General features: G+C 59.7%; 15 protein-coding genes. 9 read left to right on the top strand and 6 right to left on the bottom strand.

Features of this window, described 5'->3' with window-relative positions:
* Positions 1–84 precede the first annotated feature (84 nt).
* From BMX59_RS05085 to BMX59_RS05070, 4 genes are read left to right on the top strand one after another with little or no spacing between them, the layout of a single operon-like run.
* Entirely contained in the window at positions 85–2,031 is a 1,947-nt protein-coding gene (locus tag BMX59_RS05085; RefSeq protein WP_093120344.1) for a type VI secretion system Vgr family protein, read from the top strand.
* 15 nt (positions 2,032–2,046) lie between these two features.
* Complete coding sequence (locus BMX59_RS05080; protein WP_092241636.1) at positions 2,047–2,481, top strand: DcrB-related protein; 435 nt, start codon at positions 2,047–2,049, stop codon at positions 2,479–2,481.
* 14 nt (positions 2,482–2,495) lie between these two features.
* Positions 2,496–6,878, top strand: coding sequence for an RHS repeat-associated core domain-containing protein (locus BMX59_RS05075; RefSeq protein ID WP_093120339.1), 4,383 nt, complete (start codon positions 2,496–2,498; stop codon positions 6,876–6,878).
* On the top strand, positions 6,875–7,636 hold the full coding sequence (locus BMX59_RS05070) for a pentapeptide repeat-containing protein (protein ID WP_170856040.1): 762 nt from the start codon (positions 6,875–6,877) through the stop codon (positions 7,634–7,636). The genes BMX59_RS05075 and BMX59_RS05070 overlap by 4 nt, the downstream gene beginning before the upstream one ends.
* 277 nt (positions 7,637–7,913) lie before the next feature.
* On the opposite strand, the gene BMX59_RS05065 is transcribed toward BMX59_RS05070, so the two are convergent.
* From BMX59_RS05065 to BMX59_RS05055, 3 genes are all read right to left on the bottom strand, one after another.
* On the bottom strand, positions 7,914–8,189 hold the full coding sequence (locus BMX59_RS05065) for an HU family DNA-binding protein (RefSeq protein WP_003176958.1): 276 nt from the start codon (positions 8,187–8,189) through the stop codon (positions 7,914–7,916).
* Between the two features lie 191 nt (positions 8,190–8,380).
* The gene (locus BMX59_RS05060) at positions 8,381–9,529 is read right to left on the bottom strand and encodes an NAD(P)/FAD-dependent oxidoreductase (RefSeq protein ID WP_092241630.1); all 1,149 of its coding nucleotides are present in this window, start codon (positions 9,527–9,529) and stop codon (positions 8,381–8,383) included.
* 37 nt (positions 9,530–9,566) lie between these two features.
* Positions 9,567–9,734, bottom strand: coding sequence for a rubredoxin (locus BMX59_RS05055; RefSeq protein ID WP_015886569.1), 168 nt, complete (start codon positions 9,732–9,734; stop codon positions 9,567–9,569).
* Positions 9,735–9,929: 195 nt separating this feature from the next.
* Between BMX59_RS05055 and BMX59_RS05050 the strand changes: the two genes are divergently transcribed.
* Entirely contained in the window at positions 9,930–10,493 is a 564-nt protein-coding gene (locus BMX59_RS05050; RefSeq protein WP_092241628.1) for a chorismate--pyruvate lyase family protein, read from the top strand.
* Positions 10,493–11,383: a 4-hydroxybenzoate octaprenyltransferase gene (gene ubiA / locus BMX59_RS05045; RefSeq protein WP_093120332.1), complete on the top strand. Its 891-nt coding sequence runs from the start codon at positions 10,493–10,495 to the stop codon at positions 11,381–11,383. The genes BMX59_RS05050 and ubiA overlap by 1 nt, the downstream gene beginning before the upstream one ends.
* Before the next feature lie 128 nt (positions 11,384–11,511).
* On the opposite strand, the gene BMX59_RS05040 is transcribed toward ubiA, so the two are convergent.
* A complete protein-coding gene (locus tag BMX59_RS05040; protein ID WP_071490818.1) occupies positions 11,512–11,889 on the bottom strand; it encodes a COG4315 family predicted lipoprotein in 378 nt (125 codons plus the stop codon).
* 155 nt (positions 11,890–12,044) lie between these two features.
* Between BMX59_RS05040 and phoB the strand changes: the two genes are divergently transcribed.
* The 3 genes from phoB to BMX59_RS05025 all read left to right on the top strand — a co-directional run bounded on the left by phoB (position 12,045) and on the right by BMX59_RS05025 (position 15,712).
* Positions 12,045–12,734: a phosphate regulon transcriptional regulator PhoB gene (phoB, locus tag BMX59_RS05035; protein WP_003176964.1), complete on the top strand. Its 690-nt coding sequence runs from the start codon at positions 12,045–12,047 to the stop codon at positions 12,732–12,734.
* 81 nt (positions 12,735–12,815) lie between these two features.
* Positions 12,816–14,102, top strand: a complete 1,287-nt coding sequence (phoR, locus tag BMX59_RS05030; RefSeq protein WP_256572938.1) for a phosphate regulon sensor histidine kinase PhoR — start codon at positions 12,816–12,818, stop codon at positions 14,100–14,102.
* 269 nt (positions 14,103–14,371) lie between these two features.
* Positions 14,372–15,712 (top strand): hemolysin family protein, encoded by a 1,341-nt coding sequence (locus tag BMX59_RS05025; protein WP_010207573.1) that lies wholly within the window; start codon positions 14,372–14,374, stop codon positions 15,710–15,712.
* 3 nt (positions 15,713–15,715) lie between these two features.
* On the opposite strand, the gene BMX59_RS05020 is transcribed toward BMX59_RS05025, so the two are convergent.
* Both BMX59_RS05020 and BMX59_RS05015 read right to left on the bottom strand, forming a co-directional pair.
* Positions 15,716–16,378 (bottom strand): M23 family metallopeptidase, encoded by a 663-nt coding sequence (locus BMX59_RS05020; RefSeq protein ID WP_093120326.1) that lies wholly within the window; start codon positions 16,376–16,378, stop codon positions 15,716–15,718.
* 190 nt (positions 16,379–16,568) lie between these two features.
* Positions 16,569–17,480, bottom strand: a complete 912-nt coding sequence (locus BMX59_RS05015; RefSeq protein ID WP_092241615.1) for a response regulator — start codon at positions 17,478–17,480, stop codon at positions 16,569–16,571.
* Positions 17,481–17,549 lie beyond the last annotated feature (69 nt).

Raw genomic sequence — 17,549 nt, 5'->3', positions numbered from 1 at the left:
CTGATGCATCCACTGACACACTGTTATCGGGAGCAAGCTCCCTCCCACATTGGATTGGGTTCCTTCAGTTATTAGGGTATTTCGATGCTATTCAACCAAGCCTCACGCCTGGCCAAAATCACCAGCCCCCTCGGGCCGGATGTACTGCTGCTCAATGAAATCGGCGGCGGCGAAGAGCTGGGGCGGCTGTTCAACTACGAGCTGCAACTGACGTCCCTGGATGCCAACATCGACCTCAACCAATTGCTCGGCAAACCCATGAGCGTGGGCCTGCAGTTGGCGGACGGCGGTGAACGGCACTTCCACGGCATCGTCGCACGGTGCAGCCAGAACATCGACCAGGGCCAGTTCGCCAGTTACCAGGTGACGCTGCGCCCGTGGCTGTGGTTGCTCAGCCGTACCTCCGATTGCCGGATTTTCCAGAACCTGAGCATCCCGCAGATCATCAAGCAGGTGTTCCGCGACCTGGGTTTTTCCGATTTCGAAGACGCCCTGAGCCGGCCATACCGCGAGTGGGAATACTGCGTGCAGTATCGCGAGACCAGCTTCGATTTCGTCAGCCGCTTGATGGAACAGGAAGGCATCTACTATTTCTTCCGCCACGAACAGGACCGCCATGTGCTGGTGCTGGCCGACGCCTACGGCGCCCACACCACGGTGCCGGGCTACGCGTCGGTCCCGTATTACCCCAAGGACGAGCAGCAGCGCGAACGCGACCACATGCACAACTGGCACCTGGCGCAGGAGGTGCAGCCCGGTTCGCTGGAGCTCAACGACTACGACTTCCAGCGCCCCAGCGCCAGCATCGATGTACGCTCGGCCATGCCACGCCCGCACACCGCCGGCGACTACCCGCTGTACGACTACCCCGGCACCTACGTGCAAAGCGAGGACGGCGAACACTACGCACGCACCCGCATCGAAGCCCTGCAGACCCTGCATGAGCAGATCGAATTCAGCGGCAATGCGCGGGGTTTGGGTTCGGGGCATTTGTTCAGCCTCACCGGCTTCAGTCGCCAGGACCAGAACCGTGAATACCTGATCATCGGCTGCCGCTACTACATCGTCCAGGAAAGCCTGGAGAGCGGCGGCGGTTCGGGCTCGGCACAGTTCGAAAGCAGCCTGACCTGCATTGACGCCCAACAGAGTTTCCGCCCGCTGGCCATCACCCACCGCCCTATCGTCAAAGGCCCGCAGACCGCGCTGGTGGTCGGCCCCAAGGGCGAGGAAATCTGGACCGACCAGTACGGCCGCGTCAAGGTGCACTTCTACTGGGACCGTCACGACCAATCCAACGAGAACAGCTCGTGCTGGATTCGCGTGTCGCAATCCTGGGCCGGCAAGAACTGGGGCTCGATGCAGATCCCACGGATCGGCCAGGAAGTGATTGTGAGCTTTCTGGAAGGTGATCCCGACCGGCCGATCATCACTGGGCGGGTGTACAACGCCGAGCAGACCGTGCCCTACGACCTGCCGGAAAACGCCACCCAGAGCGGCATGAAAAGCCGCTCGAGCAAGGGCGGCACGCCGGCCAACTTCAATGAAATCCGCATGGAGGACAAGAAGGGGCTGGAGCAGTTGTATATCCACGCCGAGCGTAATCAAGACATCGTGGTCGAGGTGGATGAGAGCCATTCGGTGGGGCATGACCGCAACAAGAGCATCGGGCATAACGAGACGGTGACGATTGGCAACAACCGCCTGCGTGTCGTGCGCAGCAACGACACCGTACTGGTGGGCGGCGCCAAATCGGACAGCGCCGCCACGCACTACACGATCGAGGCCGGCGAGAGTATTCGCCTGGTGTGCGGCGACAGTGTGATCGAGCTCAAGGCCGGTGGAGACATCAACCTGACCTGTGGCTCGTTCAATCTGTTTTCCAGCGGCAGCAGCAAGATCCAGACGAAAGGAAAACTGGACATCAACCTGGGCAGCGACAAGGGCACATCGCCCGGCGCCCAAGGTGTGCAAAGCACGATCAAGTCCGCCGTCGAATCAAAATTTTCCGGCAAGCCCGGCGCTGATCAATAACGAGATTTCCCCACCATGAATTACGTAATTAACGAAGCCCAATTCACCCTGCCAGATGCCGAGGTGCAGGACACCTCAATCAATATTCTCAAGTTCGCCAGCCTGGGTACCACGCTGGTGGTCAGTCGCAGCCCACTGGCGGAGGGCGAGACCTTGCACAGCAACTTCGAGGGCCAGCTTAAGAAGCTTGAACAGCAAGTCAAAGACCTTCGTTATTCGCCAGCGCAAGCTATCAAGGTGGGGCCGGCGCAGGATATCGATGCCTTTGAGGTGCAGAACCGTTTCAATAAAGGCAGCGACAACATTTACCAGTATCAGTTGGCCATGCAGATACCCGGCACACGTCGCTTGATCGCCCTCAGCTACGTAAAGACCCAGCCCTTGGGGTCTGCCGAGGCAGCGCATTGGGCAACACTGAAAAACACCCTCACCTTTCTCGCCACGCCCTGAGTCGAAACTGAGCAATGAGTGAAGACCTCTGGGCCGCCCGCGAAGGCGACGCACTGCTGCACACCTCGGTGATGGCCGATATTCTCGGCGGTGTACTGGAAGTGGCCGCCTATGCGGCAATCACCTACGTGGGCTGCCTCGCGGTCGCGGCGGCGGTTGCTATAACAACCGGCGCAACCATCGCCACCGGTGGCGTTGCATTGGTTTTGGTCGTGGGTGCGGTCGTCGGGATCACCGCGGGGCTTACAGGGGCCGATCTGAAAATATCCAGTTGGTGCGAGTCAGCTGCCAATTGGGTGTTTCCACCGGTGATCGACGCCTTCATTACCAGTGGTTCAGACAACGTTTTCATCAACGGGAAAAAGGCTGCACGAGCGGCTGGCAAGATGACCGCTGTGCCGGTGGCCCCCAGTGAGCCACCAGAACCGAGCTTTCTGGACATGGCCGGGGAGTTTTTCTCTCAACTGTGGCGACCGACCGTCGCCTCACCCGCTCCCGGCACCGAGCCTTGCCGACTGGACACCGTTGCGTGCAACAAGCACCCGCCGATGCCCTTGCAATTCATTGCAGAGGGCTCAAGCTCAGTGTTCATCAATGGGCAACCTGCAGCGCGAAGCGGCGATCGCAGCACCTGTGACGCCAAGGTAGGGACAGCCCAGGGTCTGATCTCGCCGGATGTGCGCATCGGTGGTGAGACCATCGTGGTGCAGGAAATTCGCAGCGGAAAAACGCCCGGCGTAGGCCTGGCGATTGCTGTGGTGATGGCGTTGCGAGGCAACCTGAAGTGTTTCTGGAGCAAGCTGCCGTGCCTGGTCGGAGGTTTGTTGGTAGGAGGTGCCGTCTCTTACGCAACCAGCAAGATCACCTCTGCGCTCAAGAGCGCCACAAATGGCTCGCCCAATCCGGTTCACAGCGCGACCGGGGCCAAGATCCTGGGCGGGGACGAGGAACTCGACTTCATCCTCCCGGGCTTGCTCCCGATAGATTGGCAGCGTTTCTACAGCAGCCTCGACACACGCCGGGATGGCCTCTTTGGCGCCAGCTGGAGCGTTGCGTATGAGGTGTCGATCGAGATAGAGGCAGACGATAACCTGTTCTACATCGATGAGCAGGGGCGCCGCCTGGAGATCGGTTATATCCCCTTGTCCGGTGGAGCCTTCGATCCGGGCGAAGGCCTTGCGGTCAGGCGCAGCGGTGACGGCGCAATATTGATCGAGAGTATCGACGGCCTGTATCGACTGTTCGAAGCCGACCCGCTAAACAGTTCGCGGATGCGCCTGCATCTGCTGGGTGATCGCAATGAAGGGCGGATCTTTCTCGACTACGACACTCAGGGGCGGCTGTATCGCCTACGCGACACCCATGACTTGATGCACGTAGAGCTGAGCTACTCGGCCGAACACCCACGGCGCGTGAGCGAAATCGAACGACGTTACCTGCACCAGCAACATTTCGAAGCGCGCAGCGATGTGCTCGTCAGTTACCGCTATGACAGTCACGGCGACCTGGCTGAAGTCTTGGACGGGCAAGGTACGACCCTTCGACGCTTTGCTTATGACAATTGCCGGCGAATGGTCGAACACCAATTGCCCGTTGGCCTGCGCTGCTTCTACCAATGGGGTGCAGTGCCCGGGCCGCACGGCGAGGAGTGGCGCGTGAGCCGCCACTGGACAGACGCTGGCGATGAGTACACCTTCGACTACGATCTCTACGCTGGTATTACCCGTGTGACCGACGGCCTGATGCGCGTCAGCACACGGCATTGGAACCCGCAGTACCAGATCACTCGCTACGTCGATAACCTGGGCCATACGTGGCAGTTCGAGTGGAACGAAGATCGCCAGTTGCTCGGTGCGATTGACCCGCAAAACGGCCAGTGGCGCTTCAACTATGACGCGTCCGGCAACCTGAGCACGGTGATCGATCCATTGGCCAGGACCAGTAGCACGCAGTGGCTGGCGCACTGGGCATTGCCCCAAGTGGAAACTGATCCGGCGGGCAACAGTTGGCATTATCGCTACGACCAGCGAGGCAACTGCATCGAAGAAATCGACCCACTGGGCAACCGTACTCGCTATGTCTATGACGGTTTCGGTCAGCCGGTGCGCATCATCGATGCCACGGAAAAAACCAAAGTGCTGCATTGGAACGAGTGGAGCCAACTGGTCGAAGCGGTGGATTGCTCGGGTTATCCCACCCGTTATCAGTACGACGCCTTTGGCAATCTGGTGGTGCAAACCAATGCAGAAGGCGAGTCGGTGCGCTACCGGTACGGCCCTCGAGGGCTGCTCTTGGAGAGCCAACTCCCGGATGGCCGTGTGGAACAGTTCCAGCGCAGCGCCAGCGGTTATCTGACGGCCCATGTCGATCCCGCCGGTAGCACCACGCGCTACGCCTATGACACACGCGGCCTGGTCAAGCAACGCTGGGATGCGCATAACCGCACGGTCATGTTTGATCACGACGCCTACGGGCGACTGCGCAAGCTGACCAATGAGAACGGCGAAAGCTACCGCTTCGAGTGGGATGCGGCCGACCGCATGGTGCAACAGCAAGACCTCGACCAGAGTCGGCGCTGCTACACCTATGATCCGCTGGATGATGTCGTCGCCGTGGACTATCTGCCGGGGACGGAAGGCAAACCGGTAGCGCCGTTCTCACACCAGTTTCAACGAGACCCAATCGGACGCCTGGTCAGTAAAGTCACCGCAGACGGCATCACCGTTTACGAACATGATCTGAACGATCAACTGGTCAGCGTCACGTCCACCGCGCCTGACGGTCGACAGCATCGACTGGACTTCAGCTACGATGCGCTTGGGCAACTGCTGCAGGAGCAAAGTACAGCGGGCTCCCTACAGCATTGCTACGACGAATTGGGGAACCTGATTCAGACCCGGTTGCCCGACGGTCGATGGCTGAACCGACTCTACTACGGCAGCGGCCACCTGCATCAGTTAAATCTCGACGGAAAGGTCATCAGCGACTTCGAGCGTGATCGTTTGCACCGCGAAGTACAGCGCACTCAAGGCCAACTCAAGACAAGTACCACATACGACCGCAGTGGCAGGATTCGCTCACGGCAGCGCCGCAGTATTGACCAACCGTGGCAGTTGCCGCCGTTGGTCGAGACTGGCTACAGCTACGATTCCAGCGATAACCTGATCGGGCGTCGTCGCATCGGCCGTATTCACGATCGCCAAGAGCACTTGGGTTACGACAGCACCGACCGCATTCTTGTCTGCCACCACGTCGGAAAGAGCGAAACCTACGCCTATGACGCCGCAGCCAACCTGCTGGATAGCGGGCATCAAGGGGGACTTGTACGACATAACCGGCTGCTCACCTATCAGGACAAGCGTTATCGATACGATGCCATGGGCCGTATGATCGAAAAACGCAGCGGCATGCGTGGTTTTCAGCGCTTTGCCTATGACGCGGAAAGTCGGCTGGTTGAAGTGCGAAATGAGAGCGGCAGCGTGGTCAGGATGACCTATGACCCACTGGGTCGACGCGTCGAAAAAAACGAATATGACGACGATGGCTATCCGCTGGGTCAGACACGTTTCACCTGGGATGGTTTACGCCTGTTGCAAGAGCATAAGCACAGCCAGACGAGCCTTTATGTTTATGAAGGGGAAAGCTACGAGCCTCTGGCCCGAATAGACGGTACCGGGTCGCTTGAAAAAATTCGCTATTACCACAATGATCTGAACGGCCTCCCTGAGCAGCTTACCGAGGCCGATGGACACCCCCTCTGGCAGGCCAGTTACCAAGTGTGGGGCAATACCTCCGAGGAAGTGCGCGAGCCTTACTACATTGAAGAGCAGAACCTACGATTCCAGGGACAGTACCTGGACCGGGAGACGGGGCTGCATTTCAATACATTTCGGTTTTATGATCCGGATATAGGGCGCTTTACAACGCCGGACCCTGTTGGGCTGGCAGGAGGTTTTAACCTTTATCAGTATTCTCCTAATCCTTCCGGATGGATCGATCCGTTGGGATGGGCACCTTGCGGTTCAACAACAGCCAAGCTTCAGGCACACGCCAATGCCGCTAGAAAGGCTGTTTACAGTAACCCTCAACGGTCGTTGACCCCGAAACAGAGAGCAGCAGTAAAACGAGCCTATGACAGAGGTGATCTCGGACAAGCACGATCACGCTATCGCCGGTATGTAGGGCAGAGAATAGATGCAGACTTCAAAAACAGAGTAAAAAATGACCCGTCACTGGGGCATTTGGAGGTATCCAAATCAGGGCAACGCCTACCCGATGTGTATGAAACTAAAACTAAAACCTGGTGGGATCTCACGACGAAGGCTGATTGGAAAAGGGGCACGCATCAGCGGCGTTACGGGGACTGGGGCAATGGTTATGAAGGAATATTATGGTGAGTGAAAAAATTCCATCAAAGGTACTGTCCGGCGTTGAGCAGGACGGACTTGTTTTGCCTAAAAAAACGCGCTTTGAAAACGAGCTCATCAGTGGTTGCAAACTGAAAAACGCGAACCTCTGCGATCCGATTTTTGACCAATGTGTTTTGGAAAATTGCGACTTTGAGAAAGCTGACTTTTCCGGCTCGCGATTCTTCAATAAAACATCCTTGACCCGTTGCTCGTTCAAGAATGCGGATTTTCAGGCATCCGGCTTCAGCAATAGCAAATTCGAAAACTGCACGTTTGTGAAATGCAACTTCCGTGAAGCATCCTTGAAGGATTGCACCTTTGTCAGCTGCACCTTTTCTCAGTGCAAAATCATTGATAACTCGTTTAACGCAAAAAATATAACCAACATTAAATTCATTGGAAAACTCCAGGAAGTCCGTTTTATATCAGATCAGCCCCACACCCCAATTTCTGTCGACTTTGAACTTTGCAAACTTGACTATGTAACCTTTGAAAACTGCAACCTGGAAAACATCATACCCCCCGCCGAGGCCAAACACGTTTTCTTTAAGGATGTGGCAGCCCGCGCAAAAAAAGCACTCACAGTGATCTCTGCGGAACCTGAAAGCCAGATCAACAAAATATTAAAGCGACGACTGTTAAAACTCACAACTCAACGAGGTGCAGTTTTCAACACTGACAATCTGGAAGAATATGAAGGCGCAGAATTCACCGCACGATTTATTTCACTTCTCCAGGATTCTTAAACAGCACAGTACAGTTGAAGCCTTTGATCGTGCACGCTATTTCAACACTGGCCAAGATGATTGACCCGCCCAGTGAGGAGTGGGAATTTGTTGATATCGGGGAAGGTGGCGCTGATGTCGTCAAGACAGTGGAAGAGCAAGTCGACGCTCTAAAACGCGATTAGACGAACTGGCTTGAATTGGCATACGTATCAATACCCCACAAAAAATGGGCACCCGATCCAGTCGGCGTGCCCATCTCTCCTACCACCCCGCCCCCTTCGAGACGGTAACGCCATTACGCGTTGACAGTGTCTTTCAGCGATTTACCCGGCTTGAACGCAACCGTGTTGCTCGCCTTGATCTTCACCGGCTCACCGGTTTGAGGGTTTTTGCCGGTGCGGGCGCCGCGGTGGCGTTGCAGGAAGGTGCCGAAGCCAACCAGGGTGACGCTGTCCTTGCGGTGCAGGGCGCCGGTGATTTCTTCGAGAACGGCGTTGAGGACGCGGTTGGCCTGTTCTTTAGTGAGATCGGCTTTTTCAGCGATGGCGGCTGCGAGTTCTGGTTTACGCATAAGTGAAGCCTCTTTGACGGTTTTTTGTTGTTATGTCCGTGCTGCTCTCTTCTGGAGCAGCGCCCAAAGCGCCGCAGGCTCTACTCTGCGGCAGACGGGAGTGAGGATGGCATGCCCTCGCACGCTCCGCCAGTCTAGCGGCGACCTTTCTGGAGGGAAAAACGTGCTTATTCCGACAGAACGACCGGTATTTACGCCAGCAACGGCGGAAGTTCTTTGTTAAGGGCGAGTTTTTCCATCACGGCGCTGCCAGTCAGTGCGTAACCCAGCAGGCGACCGCTGGCGTCACGGCACAGGGCCTTGATGTCGGCGCCCTCGCCTTCGACACTCCAGACGCCTTCGGTGCCCCGAGGCGGTGGCGAAACCACCAGCGGGCAGATCGGGGTTTTCACGGTCACCGGCATCGGGCCGTAGCTGACGGCAGTGGCGTTGCCGGCCAGGGTCTGGGCCAACGCACGGGCGCAGCTCATCAGCGGCATCACGTACAGCAGGTTCAGGCCGTCGACCTCGGCGCAGTCGCCCAGGGCGTAGATATTGGCGTGGGAGGTCTTGAGATGGCGGTCCACCATGATCCCGCGATTGGTCTGCAGGCCGGCGGCGGCGGCCAGGTCGACGCGTGGGCGCAGGCCGATGGCCGAGACCACCAGGTCGCAGGCGATCACTTCACCGTCCGACAGGTGAGCTTCCAGGCCATCAGCGGTGCGCTGCAGGCGATTGAGCACCGGGCCCAGGTGGAAACGCGCGCCGAGGCCTTCGAGGCCGGCCTGTACCGCGGCGGCGGCGGCCGGGTGCAACAGGGTCGGCATGACTTGCTCGCACGGTGCCACCAGGTCGATTTCATAACCGCCCAGGATCAGGTCATTGGCGAACTCGCAGCCGATCAGGCCGGCGCCGAGCAGCAGCACACGGCGCTTGCCGGCAGCGGCGGCACGAAAGCGCGCGTAGTCTTCGAGGTCGTTGATCGGGAAAATCAGGTCAGCCGCATCGCCTTCAACCGGCACACGCACGGTTTCTGCGCCCCAGGCCAGGATCAGGTCGCGGTAGGCCACCGCCTCCTCGCCGATCCACAGGCGCTTGTGCCCGGGGTCGATGCCGCTGACGCGGGTGTGAGTGCGCACTTCGGCCTTGAGTTGCTCGGCCATGGCGCCCGGTTCAGCCATGCTCAGGCCATCGGCTTCCTTGTTCTTGCCAAACCCGGTGGAAAGCATGGGCTTGGAGTAGGAGCGCCCGTCATCCGCAGTGATCAGCAGCAATGGGGTTTCGCTGTCGAGCTTGCGAAACTCACGGGCCAGGTTGTAACCGGCCAATCCGGTGCCGATGATCACGACAGGTGCGTTCATTCCTTTCTCCTTGTAATACTTTTCTGAAAATCGAGAATCAACCGATTTCGATCATTTCGAAATCCATTTTGCCCACGCCGCAGTCCGGGCACAGCCAGTCTTCCGGGACGTCTTCCCAACGGGTGCCAGGCAGAATTCCGTCATCCGGCCAGCCGTCCTTTTCGTCGTAGATCAGGCCACAGACGACACATTGCCACTTCTTCATTACTTGTTCCTCAGGAGTCCAGGCTTCTTGGCCGACGGTCGATAGACCCGCATTGCCGTACGGCTCAGGGCGTTTTGTACTGATGGTGGCCGGCAGATGCAAGCATGATCGACGCAAACAGCCGGTTGCGTCCGGCAAAAACGTTGGACGCCATGGTAAGCTCGCCGCCTCTTTTGCTGCCGATACTGACTCACCGTGCCGCACTCAATCGACCCTCCCGATGCTTGCCAATGGTTGACCCAGAGCCTCCTGGCCCCTGTACCCACGTCCTTGACCCTCAATTGGCTGTTCAACGAAGACTCGCTGACGCGGCGGTTGACGTGGCTGTCCAACGACGGTTTCAGCGTCACGCCACTGTTCGAAGGCTGGCAACCGCTACGCGATGACGAATGTGCCGCCCTGGCGCTGGCGCCGGCCAGTATCGGTTGGGTGCGCGAGGTGTATCTGCGTGGGCATGGTCAGCCGTGGGTGTTCGCACGCAGTGTGGCCGCACGCGGCGCTCTGCAGGGCGACGGCCTGCATATGGATGAGTTGGGCAGCCGGTCCCTGGGCGAACTGCTGTTCTGTGACCAGGCCTTCACCCGCCAGGCCATCGAAGTGTGCCATTACCCTCGGCACTGGTTGCCAGCGGCCGATCAGGTCGACGGGCTGTGGGCACGCCGCTCACGCTTTGATCGCGGGCCGCTGAGCGTGCTGGTCGCGGAAGTCTTCTTGCCCAGTTTCTGGCACGCGCTGCACGCCCATCCGGAGAATTGCTGATGTACCAACGTCTGCTCAAGTCCCTGAACCACCTGAACCCCAGGGCCTGGGATTTCATTCAACTGACCCGTATGGACAAGCCCATCGGCATCTACCTGCTGTTGTGGCCGACCCTATGGGCGCTGTGGATCGCCGGCAAAGGCTCGCCTTCTTTAATCAATATCGTGATCTTCGTGCTCGGCGTGGTGCTGACCCGCGCCGGTGGCTGTGTGATCAACGACTGGGCCGACCGCAAGGTCGACGGCCATGTGAAGCGCACCGAGCAACGCCCGCTGGTGAGCGGCAAGATCAGCTCCAAAGAGGCGCTGGTGTTTTTTGCCGTGCTGATGGGCATCAGTTTCCTGCTGGTGCTGCTGACCAACACCACCACCATCCTGCTGTCCCTCGGTGGCCTGGCCCTGGCGGCGAGCTACCCGTTCATGAAGCGCTACACCTATTACCCGCAGGTGGTGCTGGGGGCGGCGTTTTCCTGGGGCATGCCGATGGCGTTCACTGCCGAAACGGGTCACCTTCCCGCTACGGCCTGGCTGCTGTATATCGCCAACCTGCTGTGGACAGTGGGTTACGACACGTATTACGCGATGACCGACCGGGATGACGATTTGAAGATCGGCGTGAAATCCACCGCCATTCTATTTGGCGATGCGGATCGCGTGATCATCCTTACGCTGCAAGGGCTGTCGTTGGTGTGCCTGTTGCTGGCGGGAGTGCGATTCGAGTTGGGTGGCTGGTTCCACCTGGGTCTGCTGGGCGCGGCGGGCTGTTTTGCCTGGGAGTTCTGGTACACCCGGGACAAGGACCGCATGAAGTGCTTCAAGGCGTTCCTGCACAACCACTGGGCGGGGTTGGCGATATTTGTCGGGATTGTGGCGGACTATGCGTTTCACTGAGGTTTTTGTGGCGGTTGTCCCGACCTCATCGGGGGCACGCCCCCTCCCACATTTGGAATGTGTTCCCCTGTGGGAGGGGTGGTACGACGATTCGACTTGCCCCCGGTGATTTCAGCGGCACCGCGTCATCAAGGCTTGATCACGTGCCACGCCCCACCTTTGCCATCACCGGTCTTGTCACCGGCCTTGTGGTCATCCTTGTAGGTGTAGACGGGCTTACCGTCATAGGCCCACTGGCTGGTCTGGTCATCGCGGGTGATAACGGTCCATTTGCCCATCGACTTGTCAGTGGACTCTGCCTTCAACGGCGGCCAATTGGTCGCGCACTGGTCCTTGCACACGGACTTGCCGTCAGCGTCCTTGTCGAAGGTGTAGAGCGTCATGCCCTTGTGGTCCACCAGCATTCCGTCTTTGGTCATCGCCGGCTCCGCCGCAAACGCCAGGCCCGGCAGCGTCAACGCAGCCGTCACCAGCAGGGCTTTCCAGGAAATCGTGCTGTAAGTCATCGGAACCTTCCTTTTGTGGTTGTCAGGATTCGGACTCAAAGCGTAGTCCAGAGAGGCGGGAATTGCCCGAGCGACTAAATTACTGTCACACGACTGCAATAATTCCGTTATCTAATGCGGCGCAAGACAGTTAAATGACAAGAGGATTTTCGAGCATGGTTGGCAGGAGCATTCTGATTGTTGACGACGAAGCGCCCATCCGCGAGATGATCGCCGTTGCGTTGGAAATGGCCGGCTATGACTGCCTGGAGGCGGAGAACTCCCAGCAGGCCCATGCCATTATCGTCGACCGCAAGCCGGACCTGATCCTGCTGGACTGGATGCTGCCCGGCACCTCCGGCATCGAACTGGCCCGCCGCCTCAAGCGTGACGAGCTGACCGGGGACATCCCGATCATCATGCTCACCGCCAAGGGCGAAGAGGACAACAAGATCCAGGGCCTGGAAGTCGGTGCCGATGACTACATCACCAAACCTTTTTCCCCACGGGAGTTGGTAGCGCGCCTGAAGGCCGTACTGCGCCGCGCCGGGCCTACCGATGGCGAAGCGCCTATCGAAGTCGGCGGCCTGCTGCTGGACCCGATCAGCCACCGCGTGACCATCGACGGCAAACCGGCCGAGATGGGCCCCACCGAATACCGCCTGCTGCAATTCTTCATGACCCACCAGGAGCGCGCCTACACCCGTGGCCAACTGCTGGACCAAGTGTGGGGCGGCAACGTGTACGTGGAAGAACGCACCGTGGACGTGCATATCCGTCGCCTGCGCAAAGCCTTGGGCGATGCCTACGAGAATCTGGTACAAACCGTGCGCGGCACTGGTTACCGCTTCTCTACCAAGGGCTGAGCCAATCGGATCCTGACTTAACAGCTGACAAGGACGCATGTTCAAGTGAACCAAAACTGGCATGGCACCCTGATCCGCCACATGCTTTTGCTGATCACCGGCTGCCTGCTGGTTGGGCTGGTCAGCGGCTATTACGGCTGGAGTCTGGCAGTCGGCATCGCGCTGTACCTGGGCTGGACCCTCAAGCAACTGCTGCGCCTGCACGAATGGCTACGCCAGCATAAACCCGATGAGGCACCACCCGATGGCTACGGCCTGTGGGGCGAGGTGTTCGACAGCATCTACCACCTGCAACGTCGCGACCAGCGTGTGCGCGGCCGCCTGCAAGCGGTGATCGACCGGGTGCAGGAGTCCACCGCCGCGCTCAAGGACGCGGTGATCATGCTCGACAGCGACGGCAACCTGGAATGGTGGAACCGCGCCGCCGAGACCCTGCTGGGCCTCAAGACACCCCAGGACAGCGGCCAGCCAGTGACCAATCTGGTGCGCCACCCGCGCTTCAAGGAGTACTTCGAACAGGAGAACTACGAAGAAGCCCTGGAAATCCCCTCGCCCACCAATGACCGCGTACGCATCCAGCTGTACCTGACGCGCTACGGCAACAATGAACACCTGATGCTGGTGCGCGATGTCACCCGCATCCACCAGCTGGAGCAGATGCGCAAGGACTTCGTCGCCAACGTCTCCCACGAGTTGCGTACACCGCTGACGGTGATCTGCGGCTACCTGGAGACGCTGCTGGACAACGTCGACGAGATCAACCCACGCTGGAGCCGGGCCCTGCAGCAAATGCAGCAGCAAGGCTCGCGCATGCAGACCCTGCTCAACGACCTGCTGTTGCTGGCCAAGCTGGAAGCCACCGATTATCCGTCGGACAACCAGCCGGTGGCCGTGCAAAGCCTGTTGCAGACCATCAAGAACGACGCCCAGGCCCTCTCCGGCCAACGCGGGCAGCAGATCAGCCTGGAAGCCGACCCGGCCGTGCTGCTCAAGGGCAGCGAAGGCGAGTTGCGCAGCGCGTTTTCCAACCTGGTGTTCAACGCCGTGAAGTACACCCAGGACAAAGGCAATATCCGCATCCGCTGGTGGGCCGACGAACAAGGTGCGCATTTGAGCGTGCAGGACTCCGGCATCGGTATCGACGCCAAGCACCTGCCGCGCCTGACCGAGCGCTTCTACCGTGTCGACTCCAGCCGCAATTCCAACACCGGTGGCACCGGGCTCGGCCTGGCGATCGTCAAGCACGTGCTGCTGCGCCACCGCGCACGCCTGGAAATCAGCAGCGTGCTGGGACATGGCAGCACGTTTACCTGCCATTTTCCGCCGGCTCAGGTGGCGCGCTCGCGAGCCCTCAGCAACGACGAGTAATCCAAATACACCACGGGCCTACATGTGGGAGGGGGCTTGCCCCCGATGGCGGCGGGTCAGATATGAATGTGCTGCCTGATATACTGCCATCGGGGGCAAGCCCCCTCCCACAGTGGACCGGTGTTGTTTTAGAGAGTGCATTCCAGGCCCCGCCCGGCAGTGGGCACTAGGCAAGCGCCCCGTCAGCCGCTACATTGGCCGACTTGCGCCTGCCTTTCAGGCCCGCCTGCCACCCCTTACTGAACATACGGAACCTGCAAAACCCCATCATGGACCCTTCCCCTGGTATCACCCTCGCGACACTCTTCGCCGACTTCGGCATGATTCTTTTTGCTCTGATCCTGGTACTGCTCAACGGTTTCTTCGTTGCGGCGGAGTTCGCCATGGTCAAACTGCGCGCCACCCGGGTCGAGGCCATCGCCCACAAGAACGGCTGGCGCGGGCAGATCCTGCGCACCGTACACAGCCAGCTCGACGCCTACCTGTCGGCGTGCCAGCTGGGCATCACCCTCGCCTCCCTGGGCCTGGGCTGGGTCGGTGAGCCGGCCTTCGCGCACATCCTCGAGCCACTGCTGGGCGCCGTGGGCGTCGAGTCGCCGGAAGTGATCAAGGGCGTGTCGTTCTTTGCGGCGTTCTTCGTGATCTCCTACCTGCACATCGTGGTCGGCGAGCTGGCGCCCAAGTCCTGGGCGATCCGCAAGCCCGAGCTGCTGTCGCTGTGGACGGCGGTGCCGCTGTACCTGTTCTACTGGGCCATGTACCCGGCGATCTACCTGCTCAACGCCAGCGCCAACGCCATCCTGCGCATTGCCGGCCAGGGCGAGCCTGGCCCGCACCATGAACACCATTACAGCCGCGAAGAACTCAAGCTGATCCTGCACTCCAGCCGTGGCCAGGACCCGAGCGACCAGGGCATGCGCGTACTGGCCTCCGCCGTGGAAATGGGCGAGCTGGAAGTGGTGGACTGGGCCAACTCCCGGGAAGACCTGGTGACCCTGGACTTCAACGCGCCGCTCAAGGAAATCCTTGCGCTGTTCCGTCGCCACAAGTTCAGCCGTTACCCGGTATATGACGCGGTACGCAACGAATTCGTGGGCCTGTTGCACATCAAGGACCTGCTGCTGGAACTGGCGGCCCTGGACCACATCCCCGAGTCGTTCAACCTGGCCGAGCTGACCCGCCCGCTGGAGCGTGTGTCGCGGCACATGCCGTTGTCGCAGCTGCTGGAACAATTCCGCAAAGGCGGCGCGCACTTCGCCCTGGTGGAAGAAGCCGACGGCAAGATCATCGGCTACCTCACCATGGAAGACGTGCTGGAAGTGCTGGTGGGCGATATCCAGGACGAACACCGCAAGGCCGAGCGCGGCATCCTGGCCTATCAGCCGGGCAAGCTGCTGGTGCGTGGCGACACGCCGCTGTTCAAGGTGGAGCGCCTGCTGGGCGTGGACCTGGACCACATCGAAGCCGAAACCCTGGCCGGCCTGATCTATGACACCCTCAAGCGGGTGCCCGAGGAGGAAGAAGTGCTGGAGGTTGAAGGCTTGCGCATCATCATCAAGAAGATGAAAGGGCCGAAGATCGTACTGGCCAAGGTGCTGTTGCTGGATTGACCGTCAATTGCCCAATGCAAAATTGGGCAATGCACCGACCGGCTGATTGAACTCATATGGGATCGAGACCAGCCCCGCCCCGGTAACGCGCTGCACCACAAAATGCAGATGCGGCCCGCTGCTGTTGCCGGTATTGCCCGACAACGCCAGCGGGCTCCCCACCGCTACATGCTGCCCGACCCGGACGCTGACCGAACCTTGCTTGAGGTGCAGGTACACGCCCTCGGTGCCGTCGTCGTGGCGCACCCTCACGAAATTCCCCGACGCATCACTGCCCCGCCCGTTCTGCTCGTTCTCGGTTTTCACCACCACCCCGCTGCGCGCCGCAATGATTGGCGTGCCTTCGGGCATGGCGATGTCCATCGCATAACGACTTTTGGCATCGGTGTGGCTGAAGCTGCCGTTGGGTCCCTGGGTCATTCGGAAAGGACCGCCACGCCAGGGCAAGGGGTAGCGATAGGCTTGTTGTGCACGATTGGGCTTGGGCACGACAAGCATCGGTCGCTCAACCTTGCGCTCCTGGATCACGAACGCCAGGGCGCCCGGCGTATACCGGTCGCTGATAAACACCAGGCCATTGGCATCGACGGATTTGTAGAGGGTCATGGCCTGGGCCGACATAGCGACCGTCGCCAACCCGCAGCACAGCAAGAAGCGCATAAGCATGGCGTAAACCTGCCGGGATGACTGAACGGCAGGTTAGCAAGGGATCATGACAACTCTATACGCCACAATGGAGATCCCAATGTGGGAGGGGGCTTGCCCCCGATTGCGGGATGTCAGCCACCGACTGCTTAGCTGAACCGCCGTCATCGGGGGCAAGCCCCCTCCCACAGTTGTACGGTGTCCCTCAGGATCACGCACCCGGCACAAAGTGCTTCTGTGCCGTACCGCGCGCAATCAGGCGGGAGATGTAGTCGAGCTTCTGCGCATCCTGGTCAATAAACCGGAAGGTCAGCTGCAGCCAATCGCTGTCCGGCTTCGGTTCGAAGGCGACGATGGCGTGCAGGTAGCCATTGAGGCGGGCCACTTCGGCGTTTTCGCCTTGCTCCAGGTCGAGCACGGCGCTTTCCAGTACCTGGGGCAGGACTTCACCGCGACGCACCACCAGCAGCGCTTCCTTGATGCTCAGCGCCTTGATCACGCATTGCTGGGTGCCACTGGACAGGCGCAATTGGCCCTGGCCACGACCGCCAGCCGGCGCAGCCGCTACCGGCGCCTGCACCGGTGGGCTGTTGAGCAACCCTTTGTTAGGCGCAGGAGCGGCAGCCGCAACGGGAGCCGCACGCGCCACTTCGGGTTTGCCGCCGGTCAGGGCGCTCAAGGAATCGTTGCCGAAAGCCGAGTTCATCTTGGTCGGCGCGCTGGCGACCAGGGCGTCGAGGCGACCGATCTTGTGCAGGGCCTGCTTGACCTTGTTCAGCAACTGCTCGTTGGTAAACGGTTTGCTGACGTAGCCGGAAACCCCGGCCTGGATAGCCTGGACTACGTTCTCCTTGTCGCCACGGCTGGTGACCATCACGAACGGCATGGCTTTGAGGTGAGGCTGCTCGCGGCACCAGGTCAACAGCTCAAGGCCGGACATCTCTGGCATTTCCCAGTCGCACAGCACCAGGTCGAAGGTCTCGCGCATCAGGATGGCCTGGGCCTTTTTGCCGTTCACCGCATCTTCAAGCTTGATCCCGGGGAAGTAGTTGCGCAGGCACTTCTTCACCAGGTCGCGGATAAACGAGGCGTCATCCACCACCAACACACTGACTTTACTCATCGACCCTTCATCCTATAAAAACTTCGGCACGCAAGACGCCTGACTGATGGCATTTTGCCAAAAACTCTG

This window comes from Pseudomonas sp. NFR09 (assembly GCF_900111535.1).
GTDB classification, from domain to species: domain Bacteria; phylum Pseudomonadota; class Gammaproteobacteria; order Pseudomonadales; family Pseudomonadaceae; genus Aquipseudomonas; species Aquipseudomonas extremorientalis.
This window is presented reverse-complemented; position numbering and strand designations above follow the sequence as displayed.